Here is a 21,661-nt window from a genome sequence, read left to right on the forward strand (position 1 = left end):
TTTTATGACTTCAGTAAAAATGATGTCTCCAAACGATACATATAAAAAATTACAAAGTGTTAATCTGGCGTTTCAAAAGATTATTTTTGAGAAAAAACGTATAGAGCAGATTGTGACAAGTTCTGAGGTTGATGCTCAGGATCCTTTGATGTGTCCAAATGGCAAGCGCATGCGTGTATTCTCCAAATCGGAAATATTAGACGATCTTTTTAATGGCCGTGACGTTCGTGATTTAGCTGAGCAAATGGCGCAGCATGAAATTGGTGGCGTATACAAAGATGGTAATAGAACGGTTTGGCGAGTATCTCAATTAGAGCGTAATCAAATCGCACAAGCTATCGCGAATACGTTTCACCCTAAAGTGCGCCTTGAGTGTGAAAAACTTCAGATTTTTGTGATTAACAATTTGAAGGGTGGGGCAGGTAAGACAACGTTTGTTGTTAATATTGCAGCGGCATTAGCGACCAGTTTACGCACGAGTTATCGCATTGCGGTAATAGACTTGGATCCTCAAGGGTCATTAACTGATTTATTGTTGCCTTATTTTAAGTCTCAAAATGAAGAGGCGCTAAGTATTGGTGATTTACTAGAGAACGATTTTGAATTGGATGAAGGGGAAACTTTTGATTCGGTTTGTCGTGATTCATTTTTAGAAACGAACATCCCTAACTTATGGATGTGTCCAGCTCGTGAAACAGATACGAAATTTGATTACCTATCGAAATCTCGCTCGATGCAAGACAGTGGCTATAAATCACATGAGGCACTGCTTCCTATCATTAATGCGATTCAAGATGACTTCGATGTTATTTTGATTGATACGCCACCACAACTTAATGAAGCGGCTTTTGCAGCTCAGTATGTTGCGACCAGCAGTATTATCCCGTTGATGGCCTCTCAGAATGACCGTGACAGTACTTTTAAGTACACCAAGCAACTTCCTAGCTACTATAGAACTATGTTTAATAATGGCCATCATGGTTATGATTTTGTTCGGTTGGTTTTATCGAATACTAAAGAGAGCTCATCAAAAGCAGAAAAACAATTTATTGATGAAATTAAGTTCTTCTTATCTGATGACCTATATCCTCAATTTAAGCACTCAGAAGCCGTGAAGCGATGCTCTGACCATTTTAAAACGCTATTTGATTTATCACCGTCAGAATACAGTAAGCAAATTAAAGACAGTAACCGCAGTCAGTTTGGTTCAAAGTCAGCGCTATCAAATGCGCAAAGCAATGTCATTGAAATTGCAGCAAGTATCGAACGTGACATGAAAGCGGCTTGGCGTAACCAACGTAATGAAGCTGGTGTAGAAGTTCAAGAAATATTAGACGAATTGTAAGGTATATAAAATGGTTAGACGTACTGGTGATAAAGATGATGTATCAAACTTTTCTCAAAAAGCCCAAGTTCCATCTTCAATCGGGGTCGCACATTCTCGGACACTAAATTTAGATGAAATGTCTAAACATGATAATTTGGAAGAACTTGAGCCGTTAACGCTTGATACCGAGTTAGCTAAAGTCGTGTCAGATAGCACGACCAGTTTATCCATTATCTATAAGGGTGAAGAGATTCATTTTAGATACATGGAAATTGAGCCTCAAGATATTGAGGTTCGAACTCAGGTAGCTCCAGAGAATGGTCGAATTCAAGAATGGTTAACGCCTTATTCTTTACATAAGTTAGCGGATTCTATTCGAAACAGAGGGATGATCACTCCAGCTCTCGGTTATCTTGATGGTGGTATCATTTATGTTATTGATGGTTCTAGTCGTAGAAAGGGTTGTATCTTTGCTGAGAAGCCATTCCGAATTTTAGTTTCTGAGCAACGATTTGATTCAAGTTTTATTTCTGAACTAAGTTCTGAAGCCAATGAATATCGTGAACCTTCTTTGTACGAACGTGGATTAATGTGGCGTGACCAAATTAAAGAAGGTGAAAGTCAGGCTCAGTTTTCAAAACGAATTAAGGTGAATGCTGCTTTAGTTAGTACAGGCCTGAAAGCTTGTCTGGTTAATCGAGAAATTATTGATTTATTCCCATCACCGCCTGATATTGGTAGAACGACATTAACCAAGTTAGATAAATTACTTTCTCAGATCAAAGATGAAAAAGTATTGCTTGATGCATTGAAAGTGATGGTTGGTTCATTAACTTTTAGCTCTGATGATTCGTTACAGCGTAACAGTGTGTTTTTAGATGCGTTTACGTCGGTAGTTAACGACATTAAAGATGCAAAACCAAAAGAAGATAAATTCAAAGTTAACACTCCGTTTGGTAGTGGGGAGCGAACTGGTTCTTTGACTGTGTCAAAGTCTGGAGCGTTGAGCGCTAAGATCACCCGACCAAGCAAAAAGGATATTGAGGAGTTAATCAAACTTTTAGAGAAGGAGTATTTGTCTTAATGGATAATTATCAACCAACAGATCATTTTCGTAAGCAAACAGAAATGGATTGCTCAGCACTGTGTGCTTTGGCATTTCGATTATCGATAGATAGTGCCTCTCCATTTTTTGTTCCTGATGATATTGCAGAGAACTACGAAAAAGACGTTACTTGGAAGGATGGTTTAGAGTGTAGTTCTGGTGGGATTAAAAATGGCCAGCCTTATGTTCAATTATCTCTTGGTGGTCTTTTCTCTAATGGGAATACAAATGAAGGATTTGATTACTCTGAATCTGAGTTAATGGAAGATAAAGTTCCATGTTTAGTTAAGCGCCCATATATCGAATTGCTAGCATGCTTGGTTGCTCATGAAGTTGCCCATGCCGTCGTGTATTACATTGAATCCACCACTAAAGCATTTGAAGTGGTTGAGGCTCATGGTGATATCTGGCAGAAAATGTACCGTTACCTTAGAACCAATTTATTAATTATTGTGAACTACGACCTATTATTAAAACAAGAACAGTGGGGTGAGGTTTATACTCGTTCAATTAGTGCGTTAAGCTCTATTGAGCAAGAGTTAGTCACTGACTTTTCCGAGCGAACCTTTGTGAATGATAGTGGCTGTGATGAAGAGTACGGGTTATGCCGTGGCATTGAATTGTATTTAGAGCACCATTGGTTAGAGCGCAATTTTAATCAGTTAACGGCATTATCAACAATTAGTTATGAATTAATGGGTGAAGATCTTAATTTATGAGTTCAGAAAATCAAGGAAGACCAGTGACGAGTGATGTGAATTCTCCGCTTGCTCGTTTTTTAAAAAAATTACCTCAAGCGCCATTTCCTTCGATGCCCACGAATAAGAGATCGGATAGTCGAAAGGTAAATTGATATTTGTTGTGATAGATAAAAATACCCCTAACAAAATTCCTAGTATTTGTTGGGGGTATTATTTTTAAATTTATAAAATAGTATTGAATGGCTGTTTTTGTCGGTGAACACTTTAAAACTCATTTTTGCTTATACATTAAGTTACGAGTCATTAAAAATGGGGTTAAACGAGTGAAATCTTTATTAGATGAAATCATAACCAAAAAAAGGAAAACCTGCTCTTTTCCTAGATGTACTAGGTATAAGGTGGGTTAGAAGAATAGAGGTAGAGGAACAAGATCGAAAAAGGCCCCTAAAAGGAGCCCTTCGAATAATATCTCGCTAACGGGGTCTAAGACCAACCAGCTTCACACTGTACCGCGCTTTCAATCTAGTGACGTTTCCGTCGATAGCTGAATTCTAGCGAATCTCAGTTCTATGTCAAGTAGTTTGTTTACTATTGGAAGTATAGGTATACTTTATCATCATCACAGCGGAACACTAATATGCCTGTAGAATCAATAATTAAAACACTATCAAGCCCTCGGCTTTCTACTTACAAAAAGCCAAACTTATGCGATGCAAGCGACGAACAAAGCTTAGGACTATATGCGTGGAACAAACAGTTATCAGGTCTCTTTTATCCTGTACTTCAAGTATTAGAAGTTTCTTTGCGCAATGCTATCAATAATGCTTACATCGAATACCATGAGCAGTTAGTCGAAACAAATTTTCCACAACAAGATTGGACCAAAGAGAAAGCCAGTATCGACCGATTTTGGTTTTGCAATTCTTATACAAATCAAAATAATCACCCAGCATTTCAACAGATAAATAAAGTTAAGGGTGATTTGGCTAGAGAGGGGAAAGCTATTACCCCTGATAATCTAATCGCAAAACTAACGTTTGGTTTTTGGGTACACTTAACAGACAAAAACCATCGTTCAAGCCAGCCGCCTGCTAATCCTCCCATTATTGAACTTTGGCCGAGTCTTAACAGCCTAGTTTTTCCATATGCTAAGGACTTAAACGGTACACCTTTGAGTATTAACCATATTAGCTCAAACATATTCGAAATTAATAAACTTAGAAATCGTATCGCACATCATGAACCAATCTGGAAAGCAACAGATTTATTTGATTCCGATGACAGCATAAATACTGTTGTTGCACATTATGAGCAGTGCTTAAAAGTCATTCGCTGGATCAATCCCAATAACTTAAAGTTGTTGTCTGTCATAGATAACGACAAACTTATGGGAATAGCCTGTTCTCAACATACGCTATGGCGAAGTAAAATGTTAGCATCGGGACTTCCTTCTGTTCCAGACATTACTGAATGGAAAGAAAGACATGAAATCAACACCAGACGCCAAGGTGAAGTAGTTAGTGTGACGGCCAACTATGCGATTATACGCTGTAAAAAGTCGCATCAGGTATTCTACACCAACAAACCAATGCAGAAGAGACGGAAAGCTTGGCCTTTATCTGTTGGTATTGATGTTACTTTTATTCCTAAACCTGCCCCAGTTCAAGGCAATCATCCCAATGCGACTCAAGTAAAACAATAAACTCAATTAATCACCAACAACAAGGCTACTTTGATTAGCCTTGTTGTTTAATTAAAGAAAAAACAAGGGGGTGTCTGTGGGGTTAGATCATATTTTACTTGATGAAATTGTCGATACCTGCCCGACTCTGTCCAAAAATACACCGAAACAAAAGACAGGAAGTGACTTACAGTTTCGAACTATATTGTCACCGACAGCTTTTTCTTGTTCGCTAATTTTTCTTGTTGGTAGGTATTTTTTGCTGCGATAAGTGATAGCTCGGCATACATCTTCAATTTTTTACCGTCCATACTTAATATGCTTAATGGTAACTTAAAACCATGAGCGACCTCTTTAAAGGTTTTTAAGCACATATACTTACCTTGTTTTAGTGTCTTTAGTGCTATCTCTATTTCCGCCCCCCAGAAATCGCACTGAGTAGGTTTTAATTGATTAGAAAGGTTTTGGGTAATACTGAGCGCTTCCGTTGAGCACAATTCATTCCAAATATCTGCCCACAAATAATCCACTTTACCAATCTGTTTTAGTACGTCGTCATTAAAAGGTAATTTACAATCGGTTTGGATGATTTTTAATCGACCTGTATTTATATTATCGGTCCATAATTTGTTGCTTTCCCCCGTTAAAATGGAAGGAAACATGGAGATTATTTCATTATCAATTTCTAGAACCGTTAGACTTGTGATCTCTTTTTTCTTTAAAAGACTCAACGTGATCATGGCAAGCCCCAGACCTGCTACGACAACTCTGCCTTTTGCTGAGTGCTGGGCTACAAGATGTGATTCTAATTCTAATGGTGTTTGAGACATTACAGGGATCCCATTTTTGAGCAATGCAACACCAACACCAAGCCCACTGCTTGTCGAAAAATAGCCAGTATGGTTATTATCTGGAAAGCTTTTTAGGGTCCATTCTCCCCATGATTCAGAAGTGTGTTTTTCTTCTTTGTGTTTGAGCGCGTACTGAGCGGTCGAAGGGAAGGGACCAAACATTTTCTTAATTTTCTTTTCTGCATTATTGGTATTAAATGAAAATTGATAATCAGTCGGAATATTCATTTTGGGTCTCGGCTTTATTTTTTTGAAAAATGGAATTTGTTTTAATGTCTAATTGAATGACATAAATCTTATCAAGACCAATGAAATCCTCGGTAATGGCATCATCTTCTTCACACCATTGGTCTATTTTATCCTTAGTTAGCGGTACGTTATAACATTCATTGATTTTTATCGGTAGCTCATATGAATTAATAAACTGTTGTATATGGTTTTCCATTGCGTGTTCAATGGTTTCGATTTCAATAAGGCCTGTAAATCCAGAACTCATAGCCAGTTCAATCGCTCGCCTTGTTATTGACATCGCATATGGGCAACGGTGCTCTTTTAGCGATAATGTTTGCATCATAGGGATACCTTTAAAAAATGGATGATGTCAGGTGGCTCATTTCATTTTCGTACTGTTGGTACTTTGTTTCTATTTCTGCATCGTATGGGAACAGGAAGGGATGAGGAGGGTAGTTAAAGCCTTCAAATAGTACAATACCCATTCCTTCAATTAGTAAGTATGGTGAGCCATACACGCAATATAATCGGTAACTACTTTCACTAGAAAACTTAGCGTTAAATGAATTTCCCCCATACGAGTGAGCCCCCTCACTAAAACAACCTGTCGTGAATTGTGGGCCAATCTTTATTGTATCTGGGTCTATTGCTGCGATATCTTTTAAGATAGATTTCACAACGTCAGCTTTTTTATTTTCGTTGTATCGACTGCTTGACCATGCGACTGTTTTATTCAACGCTTTTTGGGTTGTGGATATTGTTTTTGTACTAGTGGTTAGCAAGTTATTTCTTAGCATAACCGTGATGCGTTGGTTTTTAGCTTGTTGCTCATATTCCTTGAGCCAGCTTGACCACTTCTTCTTTAGGACTGTGATATCCTTTTCATGCTCTTGTTGCTGTTGCTCCACACGTTTGATGTCTGTTGCGGTTATCCCTAACGTTTCTAAGATAATACTCATGGATCCTTCCCCTTATTATCTGATGGTTGTTTTGCTTGGTTGAATACGAAGCTCTGAACAGATCACTCGTGCAAGACGTCGCTCTGAGCTTTTTATGATCTTAATTTTCCCTTCGATAGATTGATAAATCTCACTACGAACCCAAAGCGGATTGTTACGCTCATTGAGGGGTAATTTCGACAATCCCTTTAATGCGTCTTCATTAAACTCGGCCAGTTCTGAGTCTGTTGTAAAGGCTGCATCTTCAAGTAATGAATTCCCAATATAACCAAGGGCTTTCAAACCGATGGCGCAGCATGCCACATGCTCGGAAGTGTGGCGTTTCCACTCTTTTTGCTGCATGTTCTGAAATTTTTCGAAAGGTAAGTGTTGATACAATAGCTCGATATAACGAGAGAGCTGGAGTAAGTAGAAATCGTATTTTTCGTTGTTACTTAAAATTTTATTTACTTCGGTTTTGGTTACACCCATAAAGATACAAATGAAATCCACCACATTTGCTAATGTGTAAATCTGTCCACACTTAAGGCGCTGGGTAGCGACGGCTTTAGAAAATGGAACCCCTCGGGCGTCAGTAATTTTAATGAGCTCTTTAGCAAAGTTATTAATGGTTTGCTCTGAATCAAAATAGATACTTTGGGATGGGGTTGGTTTTTTTAGGGCGTAATGATAGTCAGTAAAGATCTGTTTTACTAACTTCTCACTTTCTTTAATAAGTGTCGTTGGCATAAACACAATTTTCACATCAATATGGTGACCACTAAGATGAGATTTGATTGCCAGAGCAAGTTCAATACCTTTACGTCTTCCTTGGCCATCAATAAGCAGACGATCACTATCTTTTGGTATGTTTATACTAACTAGACTTGTCCCATTAGCGCTCGACATACCATCTATTTGTTTTACTTCTGCTGGAGCTCCAACAATAAGGCACAGCGATGGAAATACCGTGTTATCTCTATTTACTAAATAATCACGAATGCCATTCACTCGACTTGAGTCAGCACTGCGTTGTAAGCGTTCTAGCTCTTCAATCTCTTCGCTTTCAATTTGTAGAAAGTCACAACATTGTTGATATGAAAGCTTAGTTAGATAAGTGGTCCCAATGCCTTCCTTTCCTTGTATAGCAAAAAAAGCTAAGTCGTCATTGGCGACAATTTTGTGTTGTGAAAAAGATAACTGTTGTGCTGTGTCCATAGTGGAATTCCTTCTTGCGTTCAACTGACATTTGAGTAACCATAATACCGCAAACAAGAATTCAATCAATCAAATTTATTGTTATTACACTGTTGAAATGTGTTTTTTAGAAAAATAGGGAAATGGACATGGATAACGCTATTGGTTCAGTAAACATCTTCAATCTTAACTCTCTGACGTCTTCTTTAGCATTAGATGCTTGCCACTTATCAGAGGCGTTAATAGAAGAGATTAGTGCATTATTACGTGCAGGGTTATGTCTTCAGTTTTCATCTAGTCATGCAAAGGATTCATCAACGGTAACTAATGCTGGAGTAGAGGCGATGCGTCGCTGCATTGAGCGTGGTGAGATTGAACCAGAACGCCCTTTAGTTATCCTCACGGTTGATACATTACTAGAGCCTGAAAACATTCAATGCTATGTGCCAGTGTCATATGACCACATCAAATCAACCTGTGAATCTTTTGGCATTAATTTAATAATCAAAATCGTTTCACCACCAATCCATCAACAACTAATGGTCCTGTTTGCTGGAGTGCAAAAACTGTTTTCATCATCGATGTCGGGAAGAAGCGGTGATTGTAGTGTGATATGGAAAATCGACACGATGCGTCGCAGCCTAAAAGCAATTAAAGAATCTTTACCCCTTAAATACCAACAAGCGACATGGGCTTCTGTGACGGGTTCGCGCAGTTACGGAATCGGTGAGATGCAAGCTAAATATGCAGAATCAAGGGGTAAGCGATCTTAAATCAACCAAACTACTATCAATCATTGATAGTGAAGGGACGAAAGCTTTTGGTAAGGTTTACAATTTTGCACCAATTGCTGATTGGTCTACGCCTGATGTCATTAACTATTTAAATCATGCTGGAGTTGAATCGTGCTCCCCGACATTACCGAATCAACGCATCCCAGCTTATATTGATAATTTTGGATTGTTGCTGGCCATCTATGGAGAAGGGGGGAGTGATACCTGTGAGATTGTGATGGATGATGCAATGGATAGAGGTGGAAATTCATGCAATGGGACTGCACGTTACGGGTGTACGGTGTGTGGTATGGTATCAAAAGACCATTCAGGACTTTCAATGCGAGAGCTGCCACGATGGGGCCGTTTTGGTGATTCATTTACACGATTACGTGATTATTTTATTAGAACGTCAGTTGATGTTCAGTATCGTGCTTTTCATCCTCGCGCTATGTGCAGTGTTACCAATAATGTGTATCTTCAACCAAACGTATTAAAAGCCAATGTGCTAGAAAAACTGGTGTATTTTGGTGCTCAAATGACTGAGGACTATAAACACGCTCATTTGGATTTTAAAGCCTGTTACGAAAGAGGTGACATTGATAATGACATTGGGGTGAAAGACATCATGAATGATACCTCGATGAGCTTTAAAGTCAGAAAACAGTATCGAGATGCTTATATTGCCCGAATGCTAAAATCACCGCTATATGATCTTTTTTCTGAAAAACATGCGGTCCTTTTATCGTTCTTGTGGACCCTGCATGGCGTCAATACCTCTCCTTATCGTCCAGTGAAAATATTATCCAATGTGCGAAAAGGGAAGCGCATTCCTTTTCCAAAGACAAACGATGAACTTAATGAGCTTAGAGCACAGCAAGGGTTAAAAGCGTGGGACCATAAAGACGTTCTTAATCGAGATATTCCTGATGCTCGTGCTTATCAATTATTTACCCCACCACAAGACACACTCAAAGGATTGCAATCGTCTTTAAATAGAAAGGTCACTGAGACTGATTTAATTAATCTGCTACCGATTAATATGGAGTCGTATTGGCTTCAAAATAATAAATCGTTCATGGTTGATAGTAATGGGTTTCACATCACCCGTTTAACGAATCTGCCACTGTATACACGACGTATTAAGCTTAAGTACACCTTTGACCCATCCCTATCTGGCAGGGTAGTTGTCACTGTTAAAATTTAACCAGTTTGGGCGATAAAGAGTAATTGTGTCTCGTATATCAGTAGAAAGAAAAGAAGCTATCTTGAAGAAGCTATTACCTCCCTATTCGATGTCAGTGAAAGAAGTGTCGGAAGAGGAAGGAATTAGCACTGCGACCCTGTATCATTGGCGCCAGCAACTCAGAGGTTCAGGAGCCGCAGTGCCAAATAGCAACACTTCATCAGAGCAGTGGTCTGCTCAAACTAAACTCGCCATTGTTGCCGAGACTTACTCGATGACCGAAAGTGAACTCAGCCAATATTGTCGTGAGAAAGGTCTTTTCCCTGAACAAATCCAAAGTTGGCGCAGCGAATGTATGCAAGGGTTTAAGTCGAGTAAAGAGCAGGAAGCTGAAGCAAAGAAGCAGGCTAAAGCTGACAAACTTGAAATCAAAGAGTTGAAGAAAGATTTACGACTCAAAGAAAAAGCACTCGCTGAAACGGCCGCCCTCTTGGTACTAAGAAAAAAGCTGAGAGCCTTTTACGGGGAAGAGCCAGAGGACGACTAACCTCAACCGATGAAAGGCAGACCATAGTGACTCTTATCCTTGAAGCGAAGCAATGCGGATGTCGTTTAGAGCCAGCTTGCCATGAAGTTCAAATCGACTTGAGAACGTATCGTCGCTGGTACCAGCAAGGTGAAGTGCAAGCTGACAAAAGGCCAATATGCCTCAGGCCTGAGCCTGCTAACAAGCTATCTCAACAAGAGCGTGATGCGATTATTGAGGTGTGTAACCGCTCTGAGTTCGCAAGCTTACCTCCGACTCAAATCGTCCCGACACTGCTTGATAGAGGTGAGTATATCGCCTCTGAGTCAAGTTACTATCGGATACTGAGTGCACAGGGGCAACTAAACAAACGAGGTCGTCAAAGAAGTAGGCAGAAGCGAGCGAAACCAACAAGTTACACAGCGACAGATTCGAACCAAGTCTATACATGGGATATCACTTACTTACCTTCAAAAGTTCGAGGCCAACACTATTACCTGTATGTCATCGAAGATATCTACAGTCGAAAAATCGTGGGTTATGAGGTGTATGGGCATGAATGCGGTGAGCTGGCGTCACAACTTCTGCAACGAACGTTGATGCGAGAGCAATGCTTCAATCAAGCTCTGGTTCTTCACTCAGATAATGGTGCGCCGATGAAGTCGTTGACGTTCAAAGCAAAAATGGAAGAGTTAGGTATTACTTCATCGTATAGTCGGCCAAGAGTCAGTGATGATAACCCGTATGTTGAGTCATTGTTCCGCACGGTAAAGTACATGCCAAGCTGGCCAACAAAGGGCTTTGAAACAATCGACAGTAGTCGAAGTTGGGTTGAAGCCTTCGTACGCTGGTACAACACCGAGCACAAGCACAGTAAGCTGAATTACGTCACGCCTTCAGAGCGTCACAATGGAAAAGATAAAGAGATCTTGAAGCGCCGAGCGGAGGTACTACTCGCTGCAAAAGAGCTAAACCCTGAACGCTGGCCAGGTGATATCAGAAACTGTGCGCCTGTTGGTGACGTTCACCTAAATCCAGAAAGAGAAGCTGCTTAATAAGTAAGCAAATGATGACAACTACCTTGAAAAACACCGCCATTAACAAAAGATGAAGTCATTAAAACTCAATGCATGCAGTTAAATCGTACTATCGAGTTATCGGCCTACCCTGAGATTTATGCTCAAATCGTTCGTGCTGGGCGTGAGCTACTAAGTGCATCTTTACGGTTGGATGAAGCAATCTATGATCTTGATGTACTTCAATCTCATAGTTTGGGTATGGAACCATTGTCATTGACGACGACAATGGAAATGAATTTCTGTAAATCGTTTGAAAGCTCGATTGTAGGGGTATCGGATAGTGCTCGAAAACGTCCATCAACGGGTTTACGCTTTTCACGACGTAAACGTGATTTCTCTAAACAGGGAGTGAAGATTGGTAGGGCTTCACTGAAAGATTACAATCCAACGGTATCACCAGCTCTTCATGAGCAGCACCAATCGGCTATTAAATACTGGTTACCTGATCTCTCTCAAAAACTGGCTTTTCAATTTGATTTGGCCAACTACCACCACAACGACGTCAACTTAACAGAATATACCCCATATTATTTTGATGAGGCCTGTTTTTCAACGTGGCTTGAAAAGGGATTTGATTCGCTTGTTATCGAGCATGATCGTTTTGTTCGCACTGCGCGTGATAACAAACTGCAAGCTCGCTGTTACTCAGGCGTAGAGCCGTGTCATAAATTATTGCTCGGTACAGGGTTAGTTATTTCGTCTAAGTTTGAACTCTATGTTCAATTCTCCCTTGCTCGTACTCAATTATTTCATGAGTGTCGATTGTTTGGGTTATCAACCAAGTCACTGTCATTCATTGATTCAGCTACAGGGGTTATCTCAATGGCTGAGCAAAGACGACAAAAGGCAGAGCAACTATTAGCCGTTCGCTATTTACGTAATGAGAAACGCAAAGAAGTCAGCGCATTATTGAAACAGAATACACAACAGAGAAAGAACCAAGCACTGACATCAATCATGGCTCGATTGTCTGAGTTTCATGATCATTATAGAAAAGTGTGTGAGTCTAAGCTGGCGACTCAAACGGTTTATGCATTAACTCAAAAGCCAAAAGAGATCCTTCATGTGATGGACTACTGGTTAGCCGAATTCACCCCGTTATGTTGTTCTCCAGAAAAAGCATTGTCAGTACTGGCAACGGAAAAGGAGCGCATAGCACTGTGTAACGACTTGGAAGCAATCAAACAGTTTGCAATTGCCTTCTCTGAGCTCTTGAGTGACACAAAGAGTTATGTATCAAGTGTTATTGATAATACCAGTCGTAATTTTGATTTTGTTTCCTCACAGGTCGTAGAGGAGTTATTTGTAGATGATTTGAATAACATGGAAATGAGCGATGAATCTAATGCTATGTCTATTGGTGAATGGCTTAAAGCTCAAGGGGCGGTAGGTAATGCTTATCTAATGGCGCATGGGATCATTAAGTATTCTGCATTTGCAAATGGTTTGCATTGTACAGAGGAAGTTCAAAAGAGATCGTTAAGCAGATTGCAACAACGTAAACAGTTGTCCCAAGAGTTATTTAATTATATTGATGATTTATCGTGCCTATCCGTTGGGGCATTGGAGCGCTCATTATTAAGTAAGCATTCTAAAATAGACCGAGTAGCGGTGATGAGCTGTGAAAGAAAAGCGACGCTCGCAGAGCTAAGAGCGATTGTAAGTCATACCAGAGGTTAAGGTTTACATGGTCTAAACACTAGTAATTAATCACTGGTGTTTTTTTTCCATTTCTTTGACTTTAAGATCGTTTGTATTAGATGGGTCACCTAACTTTAAATAATTAAATTCATGTAGGTAAGGTGTCGTACAGTACTTACTTGTATCTTCCATAACCTCTTGCAGTCTAACTAATTTCCCCATTTTTAATTGTGTGTGATACCACTTCTCAAACGTTCTTGCTTTAATTTTCAAATCCTCTTTACGGATAATCATTATTTGTGTGTTATTGGGGGTTGAGCCATTAAGAGGGATGGTATAAAACCGCTCAGTGATGTGATCTCCTATGATGTGATCACTTGTTATCTTTTCATGGCTGATTTTATGCGCGTAGCCAAACCCTGCGATTAAGAATAGATAGAACCCTTGTTGCTCTAATTCCTGAATATATTCAGGGTTGGTTGTATGTGCGGTTACTTCGGCTTGTCTATGATATTGAAATTGTTGGTATCTAATTTGGCTTGAAACGGCTGCGGCATGATGAGAACCACCACTATTTCCACATTCAAAGCGCTCATACCATGCATAATACGAGATATGCAACGGGTGTGATTTCGTGAAGCCTTCTTGTTCAATATGTGCGATGTTATTAGCCCAATCATGTTCATTTAGGTTTGATAAGTGCCTTCCTGAATACATAGCCTTACCCCATTCAGCTATATCTTTAAACCAGCTACCATTGATGCTGTATCTTCTTCCGAATCCTTTAGAATTAGTGAGACTTTGTATTTTAGAAAAATCAAAGTTATCGGTTAAGCGAGTATCTTTTGAGACTGAATTGATTAAGGCGTATGTTACTTCTTTTTGGTGGTCCTCTACATTATACAGGGCAAATAATTCATTCCATTTTATGATTGTATTGCCGTCAGCGGTCGGGGTGTAGAGCTCAATGTCATTGAGGTGAATTTGATGTAATTGGTCTAGTTGCCATTGCTCTGTTTGTTGATGACAATAATTTAAAATCCGTTTAATCATTGAATGTCGTCCTTGCCTTCATTGTGTTTTTTAGAAAAATTATCGTTTGATTGAGGGGAGCGTGATGGATTCCGCTTGTAAGAGCTCAATGTCTTCGAAATAATGAAACTCTAACTCACTGTTTACTTCTAATTGATAGTCCTTCCAATCGTCTAACCAATCATTCATTTTGCTTGCTGGTTCACTGCTTTGCCATTGAGGAGAACGATCATTTATGTAGTCCTCCATTTTATTAATTTGAGTGTCAATAAGACTGTTTAATTGCTGCTGATGAGCATCATATTTATTACTTATCGTTTCAATTTCAGTGGCGTGTTTTTCTGAAAAAGAAGCGATCACATCTTTAATTTGATTTTGTAATTGAGTGACCAAATCATTGTAATTGAGCTTTTGTTGTTCTAATGCCGCATGACTTGTTTTTATCTTTTCGACATCGGCTTTTTTAATATTATTCATTATCTATTCTCTTCATTATTACTGCTCAAGCTTATGAGTGAAGCCGTTGTATTGCTGCACTAAGGTAAGGCTGTTGTTCCGTATTCATACTCTGTTTTATTTTTTGAGCTAATAATTGTAGATCTCGGTGAGTATCTTCAATTTGAGGGTCTTCTGCGCCATTTCGCATTAATTCATCATACATAGCAATGGCATGGGTTACTGCATTTAAGTCTTTTATTTCAAACATGATATTTACTCTTATTATGGCTATTGCCACCACAATTTATCTCTTTTTTGAGGGAAGTTGTAGCGGCAATGTCGTTGTTTATATTTTTAGTTTAGATAGCAGTTTATGAATGATGTCTATTTTGGTGCATAGCTTGCTTGTTGCTCCAAAGACAAGGACTAATTGTAATAAGAGGGGGCATTGATATATCGCTATGACGAGCTTGGTTATTGAGTCAATTAACAGAATTAAGTCAGTAATATGCATAGTGTTTTTTATTTATCTAAAACATACATATTTTTTAAAATACTTGTCAAATTTTTTATTTTTCAGAAAAACGAAACAGTGAAATAAATAACGAAATCATAAGCTTAATAACAGTTTATTGTGTTTACTTTTTGTCGTAACAATAGATAATAAGGGTATGTTTTATTTTATATATCAATGGATTGGACTATGACTATAGCAAGCAAGATCAGCATGAAAGCAACAAACAATTTAGACGCTGCACTTACGATGCTTGATAATCACATCGTGAGTGTTAGTGAGCATTCAAACAAGTCTACATATAAACTTGATGATGGCAGTGTACTAAGCGTTGTGCCTACCGAGGATAGCTTGGTTGAAATGTTTGAGTCATAGGTCTTTTTTGTAAGCTTACTAAATCAATCGGTTTAGTAAGCTAAGGTATAATTAATCATCTTTTGTTTTAAGGGAGTTTTAACATGTTATCAGAGTTATATACGCAAGCTGAAATGCTGATTTTCTTCGATTGGTGCAAAGAAAACGTAGAAGAATTTGAGGAGAGTGATTGTGATGAATCATTTCACTATTACGTTGATGACATCATGATCGGTGGCTGGGCTGGTGATGCTCAACAATACTTTTTGAAAGATGACGATAAAACTAAGGCGTTATTACAAGAGTGCTTCCAAAAATCTTAATCGCTTAAGTATTATTTAGAGTAGTTTTAATTTAATTAGGACTACTCACTTATTGATAAGGAATATCGATATGAATGATGTGAAGTTAATCAATAAAATTAAATGCCTCATTGTTGAAGCAAAAGAAGAAGAAAAATACTGCACTGTACAAGCGAGTTTAACCCCATCGCGAGCTGAACATTTTGGATCTTATGCAAGTGGGCTTACCGAATTTCGTGTAAAGCTTGAATCATTATTGGAAGATGAGTGTGGGGCGCTAAGAGCGACAACCATTGAAGCCAGTGCATAAAAATCTACAGCCCATTTTTTGTTTTAATACTCACGGCATTTTTTAGAAAAATATAGGTTGTTAATATGGATAGTCAGGTCAACCAAGCACTAATTGAATTAAAACTTATCGATCAACTTATTATCAAGCGTAAATTACTTATTGATACTTTTTGCCAAGCAGTTGAATTACAAGTTAAGGCGATGAAAATTGCCGATGAGATCAATCAAGATATTCCAACGGTTAATTCTGGGTATATTGATGACTTTTCGAGTATTTTTATTCAGCTAGCGTCTGCATTAGGGGAGAGCTCTCGGGGTCGCAGCTTACCTCGCAATGGAAACCTTGTTCGTTTATCGGAAAAAGAATTAAAAGCGTTAGTGATAAAGACCGTTGATAGCAGTCTTTGGATTTTGGTCTTTAATCGTCTCGGCATTTTTGGCAGTATGTCTCAGTTACAAATTACTCAATTTCAAAAGCAATGTAAGGACAACACGCTTCCCTTTGACCGCGAGCATATCGAAGGAACCTTGCGTAATCTATTTGATAATCAAGAGTCAATGTTATTAGAAAGTTTGTTGGACACAATACAGGAATTCTCCACTGCCTATGTTAATAATAACCGTCAGCAGTTTACTAAGAAAATCATTATAGAAAATGCGTTTAACCCTTATGGAGACTCTTATAAATTAAGTGCTCATGAAGGGCTACAAAGTTTATTAACATTAATTTGGCGATGGGTATTGGTTAATCGAACGGTCATTGAAACTGATGGTGTAAAACAATCGGGGTTATGGCGTAGCTTAGAAGAGAGAGTTCAGAATTCAAAGGGCGATCTTGAGGAATTAAATTCCATTACATTGCTGGGCATTGAGTTTCGTTTTTTTAAAAAACGGACACTTCATATATTATTACCAGAGAGTATGATTTCTATTCTTAACGATAGATTAGCCAGCTCTCGAATGTTACCAAGCGTGTAGTATATTTATACACTGTACTATTTTTCTCATTGCTCTATATTACCACAAAGCACTATATTACTATGAGTGCTTTAATTATTTTGAGGCATTCTAATGACACAAAAAGAAGCATTTGATTTGGTATTGTATAAATTTATTGATGCTTATGTCGATCTGTATGGAGAGATTAATACCGTAATTTTAACCAACCAATTTCATATGCATCGAACTAAAGCAAGCAAAGTGTTTACCCAATACAAAGAGCATGAGTTGAATGGAAATAATCTAAGGTTCGATGAGGGGAAAGCTAAATATGTTAAAACAGCGACGTTCAAAAAGAATTTTTTACTCGATGACAGTTCATTGTTTTTTTTAAATTCAGTTGAGGTGGTTCATGGGCGTCCAAAAGTAACTGTAAAATAATGTTTCGTGTTTTATTTTTGAGATATCCGTTCGCTTTTCATGTGTTTTTATATTCTATTATTTGTTTATTCAATGTTTTAGTATAAATTATATGCATTAATATAATTATATTTTCATATCAGGATTGTTTTAAACAATGCTTTTTGTTTCTTATTTTTTGAGAAATACTTAGTTGTGTATTTTTGCTATAATTCGGTTGTGTATGGATTGTAGTTCAAGGGGGGCGCATGACAACACCTAAAAAAAGTCTCAATCGTCACTTGTTTGTGACTGGAAATTTTGATGCATTTGTACGACACGAAGCATTAAATTTTTTATCAAAAACCACTCGAAATGTCTCTGATTCAATGCGTGAAGAGGCAGAGCTTAGCCGTAAGGATGATGTACCAGCATTAGCAGTTTCTATACATAATTCATTGCAACAAGGCATGAATCCGTTGAAAGAATTAATGAAAGATAGTTCATTTCAATTTGATCGCCATGTTGAGTATTACGATCCTGTAGATCAATCAGCCAACTATGATATGTCTCGTGTGGTCGCTATTGCTCGTGCAGACAAAACGAATCCATTGCATTCAATGGAGCTTGATATTGCTTCTCAAAACAACAAAGCACATGAGATAGTTCAGAATATGCTCGTGAATCAAGTTAACGCTGAAATGCTTGCTAAGTGCAGTGAAATAGCGATGTCTTCTTGTACCGAAGCTCGAAGAAACAATGAAACTAATATTAGTTTTAAAACCGTTTTAAAACATTACAATGAAGCAATTACAGCTCCTTTAGAAAGAAGCATCAAGCAACAAAATGATTTAGCTGTCTCATTGTTAGCTATGAATCGTGTGAAGCACGAGATATTAACTGACTATTCTGGAGAGAATCAGGAATTTTGGTATAACTGCGGTAAAGAGTTTTCTCAAACTTCGCTTAATCCAAACGATTTACAACGCTTTATTACTAAGGTTCATGAGCAAGGGATAGAGGTTCCAACGTCTATTTCGAATCTTCATATGGCTTCGATTTCGTCATTACCAAGTAATGATGTTTTTGGCGATCTATCTCAAGTTGAGTTACCTAATTCGGCTGTTGAGTTTGGGGCGTTGTATCAACGAGAAAGAGTGGATCTTTCTTCACCTGAATTACATCAAGAAGTGTATCGTCAGCAAATTGAAATATCAGAATTTACAATTGATAGTTTACCTAACGTAAGTTTAAACCGTTCTGCTATTTCGGATAAACCATCTCAAGATTTAGCCGCATTATTAAAGCGTGAATCTGATTTATCTGGACCCAGTATGTAATTACCCAAGGGGCTTTGTATGTTATCCGCAGTCTATATTGTACCAAGAGCAATTAGTGATGATGTATCTCAGCCTGTTTCTAATCCTACCTGTTTGTTGGAAATTAACCGACGCTCACTTGAAACCCAGCGGCTTCTCGCTCGTGTTCGTGAAAGTAATCAAGAACTACGATGCAGTTGTACACAAGCGAAGGCTCGCATGTTCGTTCGTTTTTGCCATGATAATTTTACCATTGTAAATCACCCAACGGAGGGGCAGCATTCGGATAGCTGTCAGTTATTTAGTGTTATCCACGGATATAATGATCGTCAAGATAATGTAACTACCAAAGCTCAAGAATCGGTAGAGCTGGACAGTTTTGTTATTCATCGTTCAATATCTGAAGCTACAGAGCCAAGCGCTAAACAAGAAGGCTCTGCAAGTCATCATTCAAATCGCGAGCACTCACTTGATAAGCTATTTCGTCATTTGTGCGAGAAAAGTTATTCAAACTTCCACCACAAGAACAAGAACCAAAGCCCTTTAGTTGCACTTCGTAATCTCATCGAGCCTGCAAATTTAATCTCATTTGGTGATTCAATGCTGCACAAGTATTGTTTTTATGGGGATAAAGGGTATTCATTTGCATTTAATACGTTGAGGCGAGAGAAGGCAAATAATTCGTATAAAGGCGCTGGACGTCCTCATGCGTTGGTTTTCATGGTTGTACAGCAGATAAGCACTTCAAATGGCTGTATTGATTTGGACGGGGCTAAATACACGGCTAGAAGAGTGATTAGAGCTGGTCGAAAAACAAAAGGACCATATTTGGTTATTTTGTCACTGGCTGATGATCCTGTTGAGAACGCCATCCTTGTTTATAATATTTTTATTAAGCCAATTGTATCCCCAACGTCATTAATGCCTGTTGATAGTCACCATGAAAGAATTATTGCTTCAGGTCTTATGAGCCTTATTTCAAACAGTCAAAATCAATTAGCTCGCTGGTCCTTACAAAAACCTATTTTTTCAAAAAATGATCGCTCAAATTCTGTAGCTGTCTTGCCTGATTTCATTTTAAGACGAAAATCTATTGATACAGGGAAAATCACTTATACAGAGGTCATAGAGGTCATGGGCATGTTGAATGATTCAGATTATGTTTCCCGTAAAGCTCAACTTCTTCCTATTATGAAAGAAGCATGGAGAGCTAACTCTATTTATGAAATAAACGCAGAAGATGAAAAGGATGTTGCGCGTTTTTTCAGCGAACACGACTACATTTAGGCGTTCAGCTTAAAGTAGCATTGACTTTCAATGCCATATCACGGACTATTGCCTTCGGGGTATGGGCTCCTTTTTGACTGTAATTTTGTTTAACTGACATTTCACGAAGTAATAGCTTGATCATGGTTCCATACCCCAACTCATTTTAACCATTCCTTTGCTCTGCAATCTAGTTCATCTAAGCCTACTTTAAGTCAATAAAATTTATTCTTCCCATAAATTTTAAGATCTCTATTTCACCTGCATGCGCATCAAGTAATGCTCTTTTGGTTTCTGTGTACGCCTGAAGCTTACACCCATCTGTTATCGCTCTAATCACTGATTTTATTTTCTTTTCACCATCCACATATTCTGTCCATCGAGCCATGTAATACGGTGTTTTTTTATCTGGGTCGGCCATTGTTGGTGATGGCTTGTTGATAATTTTAGGTTCAAGCGTATGTGGGAGGCGAGTAATCAAAGTTTCATCATTTAGTATGCGAGTCCAATGCTTTTTCCACATCTCGCGACCTAGTTGGTTGCGTCGCTTTATCGCTTTTTTTAAGGCTTTTTCTTCACCAAGATATTTATAACCTACACTTTTCTCTAAAAGCTTATCGTCAGGGGTGTGAATGTGAATTTTAAAAGCGGTATTCCTTTCAGATTTTGAAATAAACCGATGCCCTGTATTTGTTTTTAGATTGCTTTTTTTACTCATGCATTTACCGTGTGTTTTGTGTCGTGTGACTTGGTTTAAGTTATAATCCGTTTTTTTGAAAAACTCAATCTGTAATATTGATATTTAAGATGTATAAATGATTATTCATTAAACTAACTCGTTTCGCTTGCTTACTTTTTGCGGTATAATGACCATGTCAGTTAATCAAGGTAGGGAGTTAAAATATGAGTTGCCAGTTAGGTTTTGAATTTTCCGAGTTAGCGCCAGTTGAATCGAAGACTTTACCAGTTGAATCGAAGACTTTACCAGTTGAACCAAAGATAATTACTATGAGTGATAAAATAGCGAAAGGGCTTTTAGTGTTATTCCCTTCTGCAACGTCATTTTCTCAAGTGTATAATAATCAATGTAATCATTATAAGCTTTCCGAGTTGTTTGTTCAGGTTCAGGGGCATCCTCGTTGGTTATTTTCTTCTTATTCTTTTTGTAGTTTGGATAATGCAGTTAGAGGCTTAATTAAATATAAACAGGAAGAATCAAGCAAAGTGTTTGACTTGGTTAATAAGGTGGTTCGCACTCTTATCGAATTGAAAGAGTCACAATTACCATCGCTTCTAACCACTTATGAAAATAGAAAAAGAACTAAAGTGTTCCGTGCGCGATTCAAAAAGATTAACTCATTTAGAAATGAAGATGAATGTCGTTCATTGCTAAATGATATTAAAGTATATATTGAGCGTTTTCATTTATCTTCAATTATGCCAATCTATGATGAAATAGCTCAAGAATTAGAAAGTTGATCTTTATCGAGCTTAAGTGATTTATCAATGTAAATTGCCATGTCCTGTTTAGTCATTTTTTTACTTGGATATGGCATTTCTATTTTTTGATG

Annotated in this window: 24 protein-coding genes; 16 read left to right on the plus strand and 8 right to left on the minus strand. The window is 38.1% G+C overall.

What is annotated here, in order from left to right; translation table 11 throughout:
* Nucleotides 1-4: 4 nt before the first annotated feature.
* From PVK62_RS15135 to PVK62_RS15150, 4 genes are all read left to right on the plus strand, one after another.
* The gene (locus PVK62_RS15135; protein ID WP_274440712.1) at nt 5-1,345 is read left to right on the plus strand and encodes a ParA family protein; all 1,341 of its coding nucleotides are present in this window, start codon (nt 5-7) and stop codon (nt 1,343-1,345) included.
* 10 nt (nt 1,346-1,355) lie between these two features.
* Entirely contained in the window at nt 1,356-2,411 is a 1,056-nt protein-coding gene (locus tag PVK62_RS15140) for a ParB N-terminal domain-containing protein (RefSeq protein ID WP_274449476.1), read from the plus strand.
* Entirely contained in the window at nt 2,411-3,151 is a 741-nt protein-coding gene (locus tag PVK62_RS15145) for a hypothetical protein (protein ID WP_192957820.1), read from the plus strand. Before PVK62_RS15140 ends, PVK62_RS15145 begins: the two co-directional genes overlap by 1 nt.
* 619 nt (nt 3,152-3,770) lie before the next feature.
* The gene (locus PVK62_RS15150) at nt 3,771-4,835 is read left to right on the plus strand and encodes an Abi family protein (RefSeq protein WP_274449477.1); all 1,065 of its coding nucleotides are present in this window, start codon (nt 3,771-3,773) and stop codon (nt 4,833-4,835) included.
* Between the two features lie 179 nt (nt 4,836-5,014).
* On the opposite strand, the gene PVK62_RS15155 is transcribed toward PVK62_RS15150, so the two are convergent.
* Genes PVK62_RS15155 through PVK62_RS15170 form a run of 4 tightly spaced genes read right to left on the minus strand, consistent with a single transcriptional unit; the run spans nt 5,015 to nt 8,052 of the window.
* Nucleotides 5,015-5,893: a hypothetical protein gene (locus PVK62_RS15155; protein ID WP_192957818.1), complete on the minus strand. Its 879-nt coding sequence runs from the start codon at nt 5,891-5,893 to the stop codon at nt 5,015-5,017.
* On the minus strand, nt 5,877-6,239 hold the full coding sequence (locus tag PVK62_RS15160; protein ID WP_192957817.1) for a hypothetical protein: 363 nt from the start codon (nt 6,237-6,239) through the stop codon (nt 5,877-5,879). The genes PVK62_RS15155 and PVK62_RS15160 overlap by 17 nt, the downstream gene beginning before the upstream one ends.
* A 10-nt stretch (nt 6,240-6,249) precedes the next feature.
* On the minus strand, nt 6,250-6,855 hold the full coding sequence (locus tag PVK62_RS15165; RefSeq protein ID WP_192957816.1) for a hypothetical protein: 606 nt from the start codon (nt 6,853-6,855) through the stop codon (nt 6,250-6,252).
* Between the two features lie 15 nt (nt 6,856-6,870).
* Complete coding sequence (locus PVK62_RS15170) at nt 6,871-8,052, minus strand: DNA sulfur modification protein DndB (RefSeq protein WP_192957815.1); 1,182 nt, start codon at nt 8,050-8,052, stop codon at nt 6,871-6,873.
* 128 nt (nt 8,053-8,180) lie between these two features.
* Here PVK62_RS15170 and PVK62_RS15175 point away from each other — a divergent pair, with 128 nt between their 5' ends.
* The 4 genes from PVK62_RS15175 to PVK62_RS15190 all read left to right on the plus strand — a co-directional run bounded on the left by PVK62_RS15175 (nt 8,181) and on the right by PVK62_RS15190 (nt 13,275).
* The gene (locus PVK62_RS15175; RefSeq protein WP_274449478.1) at nt 8,181-8,804 is read left to right on the plus strand and encodes a hypothetical protein; all 624 of its coding nucleotides are present in this window, start codon (nt 8,181-8,183) and stop codon (nt 8,802-8,804) included.
* Complete coding sequence (locus PVK62_RS15180; RefSeq protein WP_274449479.1) at nt 8,776-10,011, plus strand: hypothetical protein; 1,236 nt, start codon at nt 8,776-8,778, stop codon at nt 10,009-10,011. Before PVK62_RS15175 ends, PVK62_RS15180 begins: the two co-directional genes overlap by 29 nt.
* A gap of 25 nt (nt 10,012-10,036) precedes the next feature.
* Nucleotides 10,037-11,571, plus strand: a protein-coding gene (locus tag PVK62_RS15185) for an IS3 family transposase (RefSeq protein WP_443111780.1) whose coding sequence is annotated in 2 segments (ribosomal slippage) — nt 10,037-10,490 and nt 10,490-11,571 — 1,536 coding nt in all. Because the reading frame shifts where the segments join, the coding sequence is not laid out codon by codon here.
* A 75-nt stretch (nt 11,572-11,646) separates the two neighbouring features.
* On the plus strand, nt 11,647-13,275 hold the full coding sequence (locus tag PVK62_RS15190) for a hypothetical protein (RefSeq protein WP_274449481.1): 1,629 nt from the start codon (nt 11,647-11,649) through the stop codon (nt 13,273-13,275).
* Nucleotides 13,276-13,305: 30 nt separating this feature from the next.
* Here the strand turns inward: PVK62_RS15190 and PVK62_RS15195 are convergent, their stop codons facing one another.
* From PVK62_RS15195 to PVK62_RS15205, 3 genes are read right to left on the minus strand one after another with little or no spacing between them, the layout of a single operon-like run.
* Nucleotides 13,306-14,289, minus strand: coding sequence for a hypothetical protein (locus tag PVK62_RS15195; protein ID WP_192957812.1), 984 nt, complete (start codon nt 14,287-14,289; stop codon nt 13,306-13,308).
* Nucleotides 14,290-14,328: 39 nt separating this feature from the next.
* Nucleotides 14,329-14,745: a DNA-directed RNA polymerase subunit omega gene (locus PVK62_RS15200; RefSeq protein WP_192957811.1), complete on the minus strand. Its 417-nt coding sequence runs from the start codon at nt 14,743-14,745 to the stop codon at nt 14,329-14,331.
* 31 nt (nt 14,746-14,776) lie between these two features.
* Nucleotides 14,777-14,974: a hypothetical protein gene (locus tag PVK62_RS15205; protein ID WP_192957810.1), complete on the minus strand. Its 198-nt coding sequence runs from the start codon at nt 14,972-14,974 to the stop codon at nt 14,777-14,779.
* A 435-nt stretch (nt 14,975-15,409) separates the two neighbouring features.
* Here PVK62_RS15205 and PVK62_RS15210 point away from each other — a divergent pair, with 435 nt between their 5' ends.
* The 7 genes from PVK62_RS15210 (at nt 15,410) to PVK62_RS15240 (ending at nt 20,111) form a co-directional block, all read left to right on the plus strand.
* Nucleotides 15,410-15,595, plus strand: coding sequence for a hypothetical protein (locus PVK62_RS15210; protein WP_192957809.1), 186 nt, complete (start codon nt 15,410-15,412; stop codon nt 15,593-15,595).
* 83 nt (nt 15,596-15,678) lie between these two features.
* Nucleotides 15,679-15,897 (plus strand): hypothetical protein, encoded by a 219-nt coding sequence (locus PVK62_RS15215; RefSeq protein WP_192957808.1) that lies wholly within the window; start codon nt 15,679-15,681, stop codon nt 15,895-15,897.
* A 70-nt stretch (nt 15,898-15,967) separates the two neighbouring features.
* A complete protein-coding gene (locus tag PVK62_RS15220; RefSeq protein WP_192957807.1) occupies nt 15,968-16,186 on the plus strand; it encodes a hypothetical protein in 219 nt (72 codons plus the stop codon).
* A gap of 65 nt (nt 16,187-16,251) precedes the next feature.
* The gene (locus PVK62_RS15225) at nt 16,252-17,145 is read left to right on the plus strand and encodes a DUF4942 domain-containing protein (RefSeq protein ID WP_192957806.1); all 894 of its coding nucleotides are present in this window, start codon (nt 16,252-16,254) and stop codon (nt 17,143-17,145) included.
* 93 nt (nt 17,146-17,238) lie between these two features.
* A complete protein-coding gene (locus tag PVK62_RS15230; protein WP_130066449.1) occupies nt 17,239-17,547 on the plus strand; it encodes a hypothetical protein in 309 nt (102 codons plus the stop codon).
* A gap of 227 nt (nt 17,548-17,774) precedes the next feature.
* On the plus strand, nt 17,775-18,845 hold the full coding sequence (locus PVK62_RS15235) for a hypothetical protein (protein WP_192957805.1): 1,071 nt from the start codon (nt 17,775-17,777) through the stop codon (nt 18,843-18,845).
* An 18-nt stretch (nt 18,846-18,863) separates the two neighbouring features.
* Nucleotides 18,864-20,111, plus strand: coding sequence for a DUF1173 family protein (locus PVK62_RS15240; protein WP_130066453.1), 1,248 nt, complete (start codon nt 18,864-18,866; stop codon nt 20,109-20,111).
* 184 nt (nt 20,112-20,295) lie between these two features.
* On the opposite strand, the gene PVK62_RS15245 is transcribed toward PVK62_RS15240, so the two are convergent.
* A complete protein-coding gene (locus PVK62_RS15245; RefSeq protein ID WP_192957804.1) occupies nt 20,296-20,808 on the minus strand; it encodes a Fe3+-citrate ABC transporter substrate-binding protein in 513 nt (170 codons plus the stop codon).
* A 185-nt stretch (nt 20,809-20,993) separates the two neighbouring features.
* Here PVK62_RS15245 and PVK62_RS15250 point away from each other — a divergent pair, with 185 nt between their 5' ends.
* Nucleotides 20,994-21,569: a hypothetical protein gene (locus PVK62_RS15250; protein ID WP_274449482.1), complete on the plus strand. Its 576-nt coding sequence runs from the start codon at nt 20,994-20,996 to the stop codon at nt 21,567-21,569.
* Nucleotides 21,570-21,661 lie beyond the last annotated feature (92 nt).

It is taken from the genome of Aliivibrio sp. S3MY1 (assembly GCF_028765575.1).
Taxonomy (GTDB): domain Bacteria; phylum Pseudomonadota; class Gammaproteobacteria; order Enterobacterales; family Vibrionaceae; genus Aliivibrio.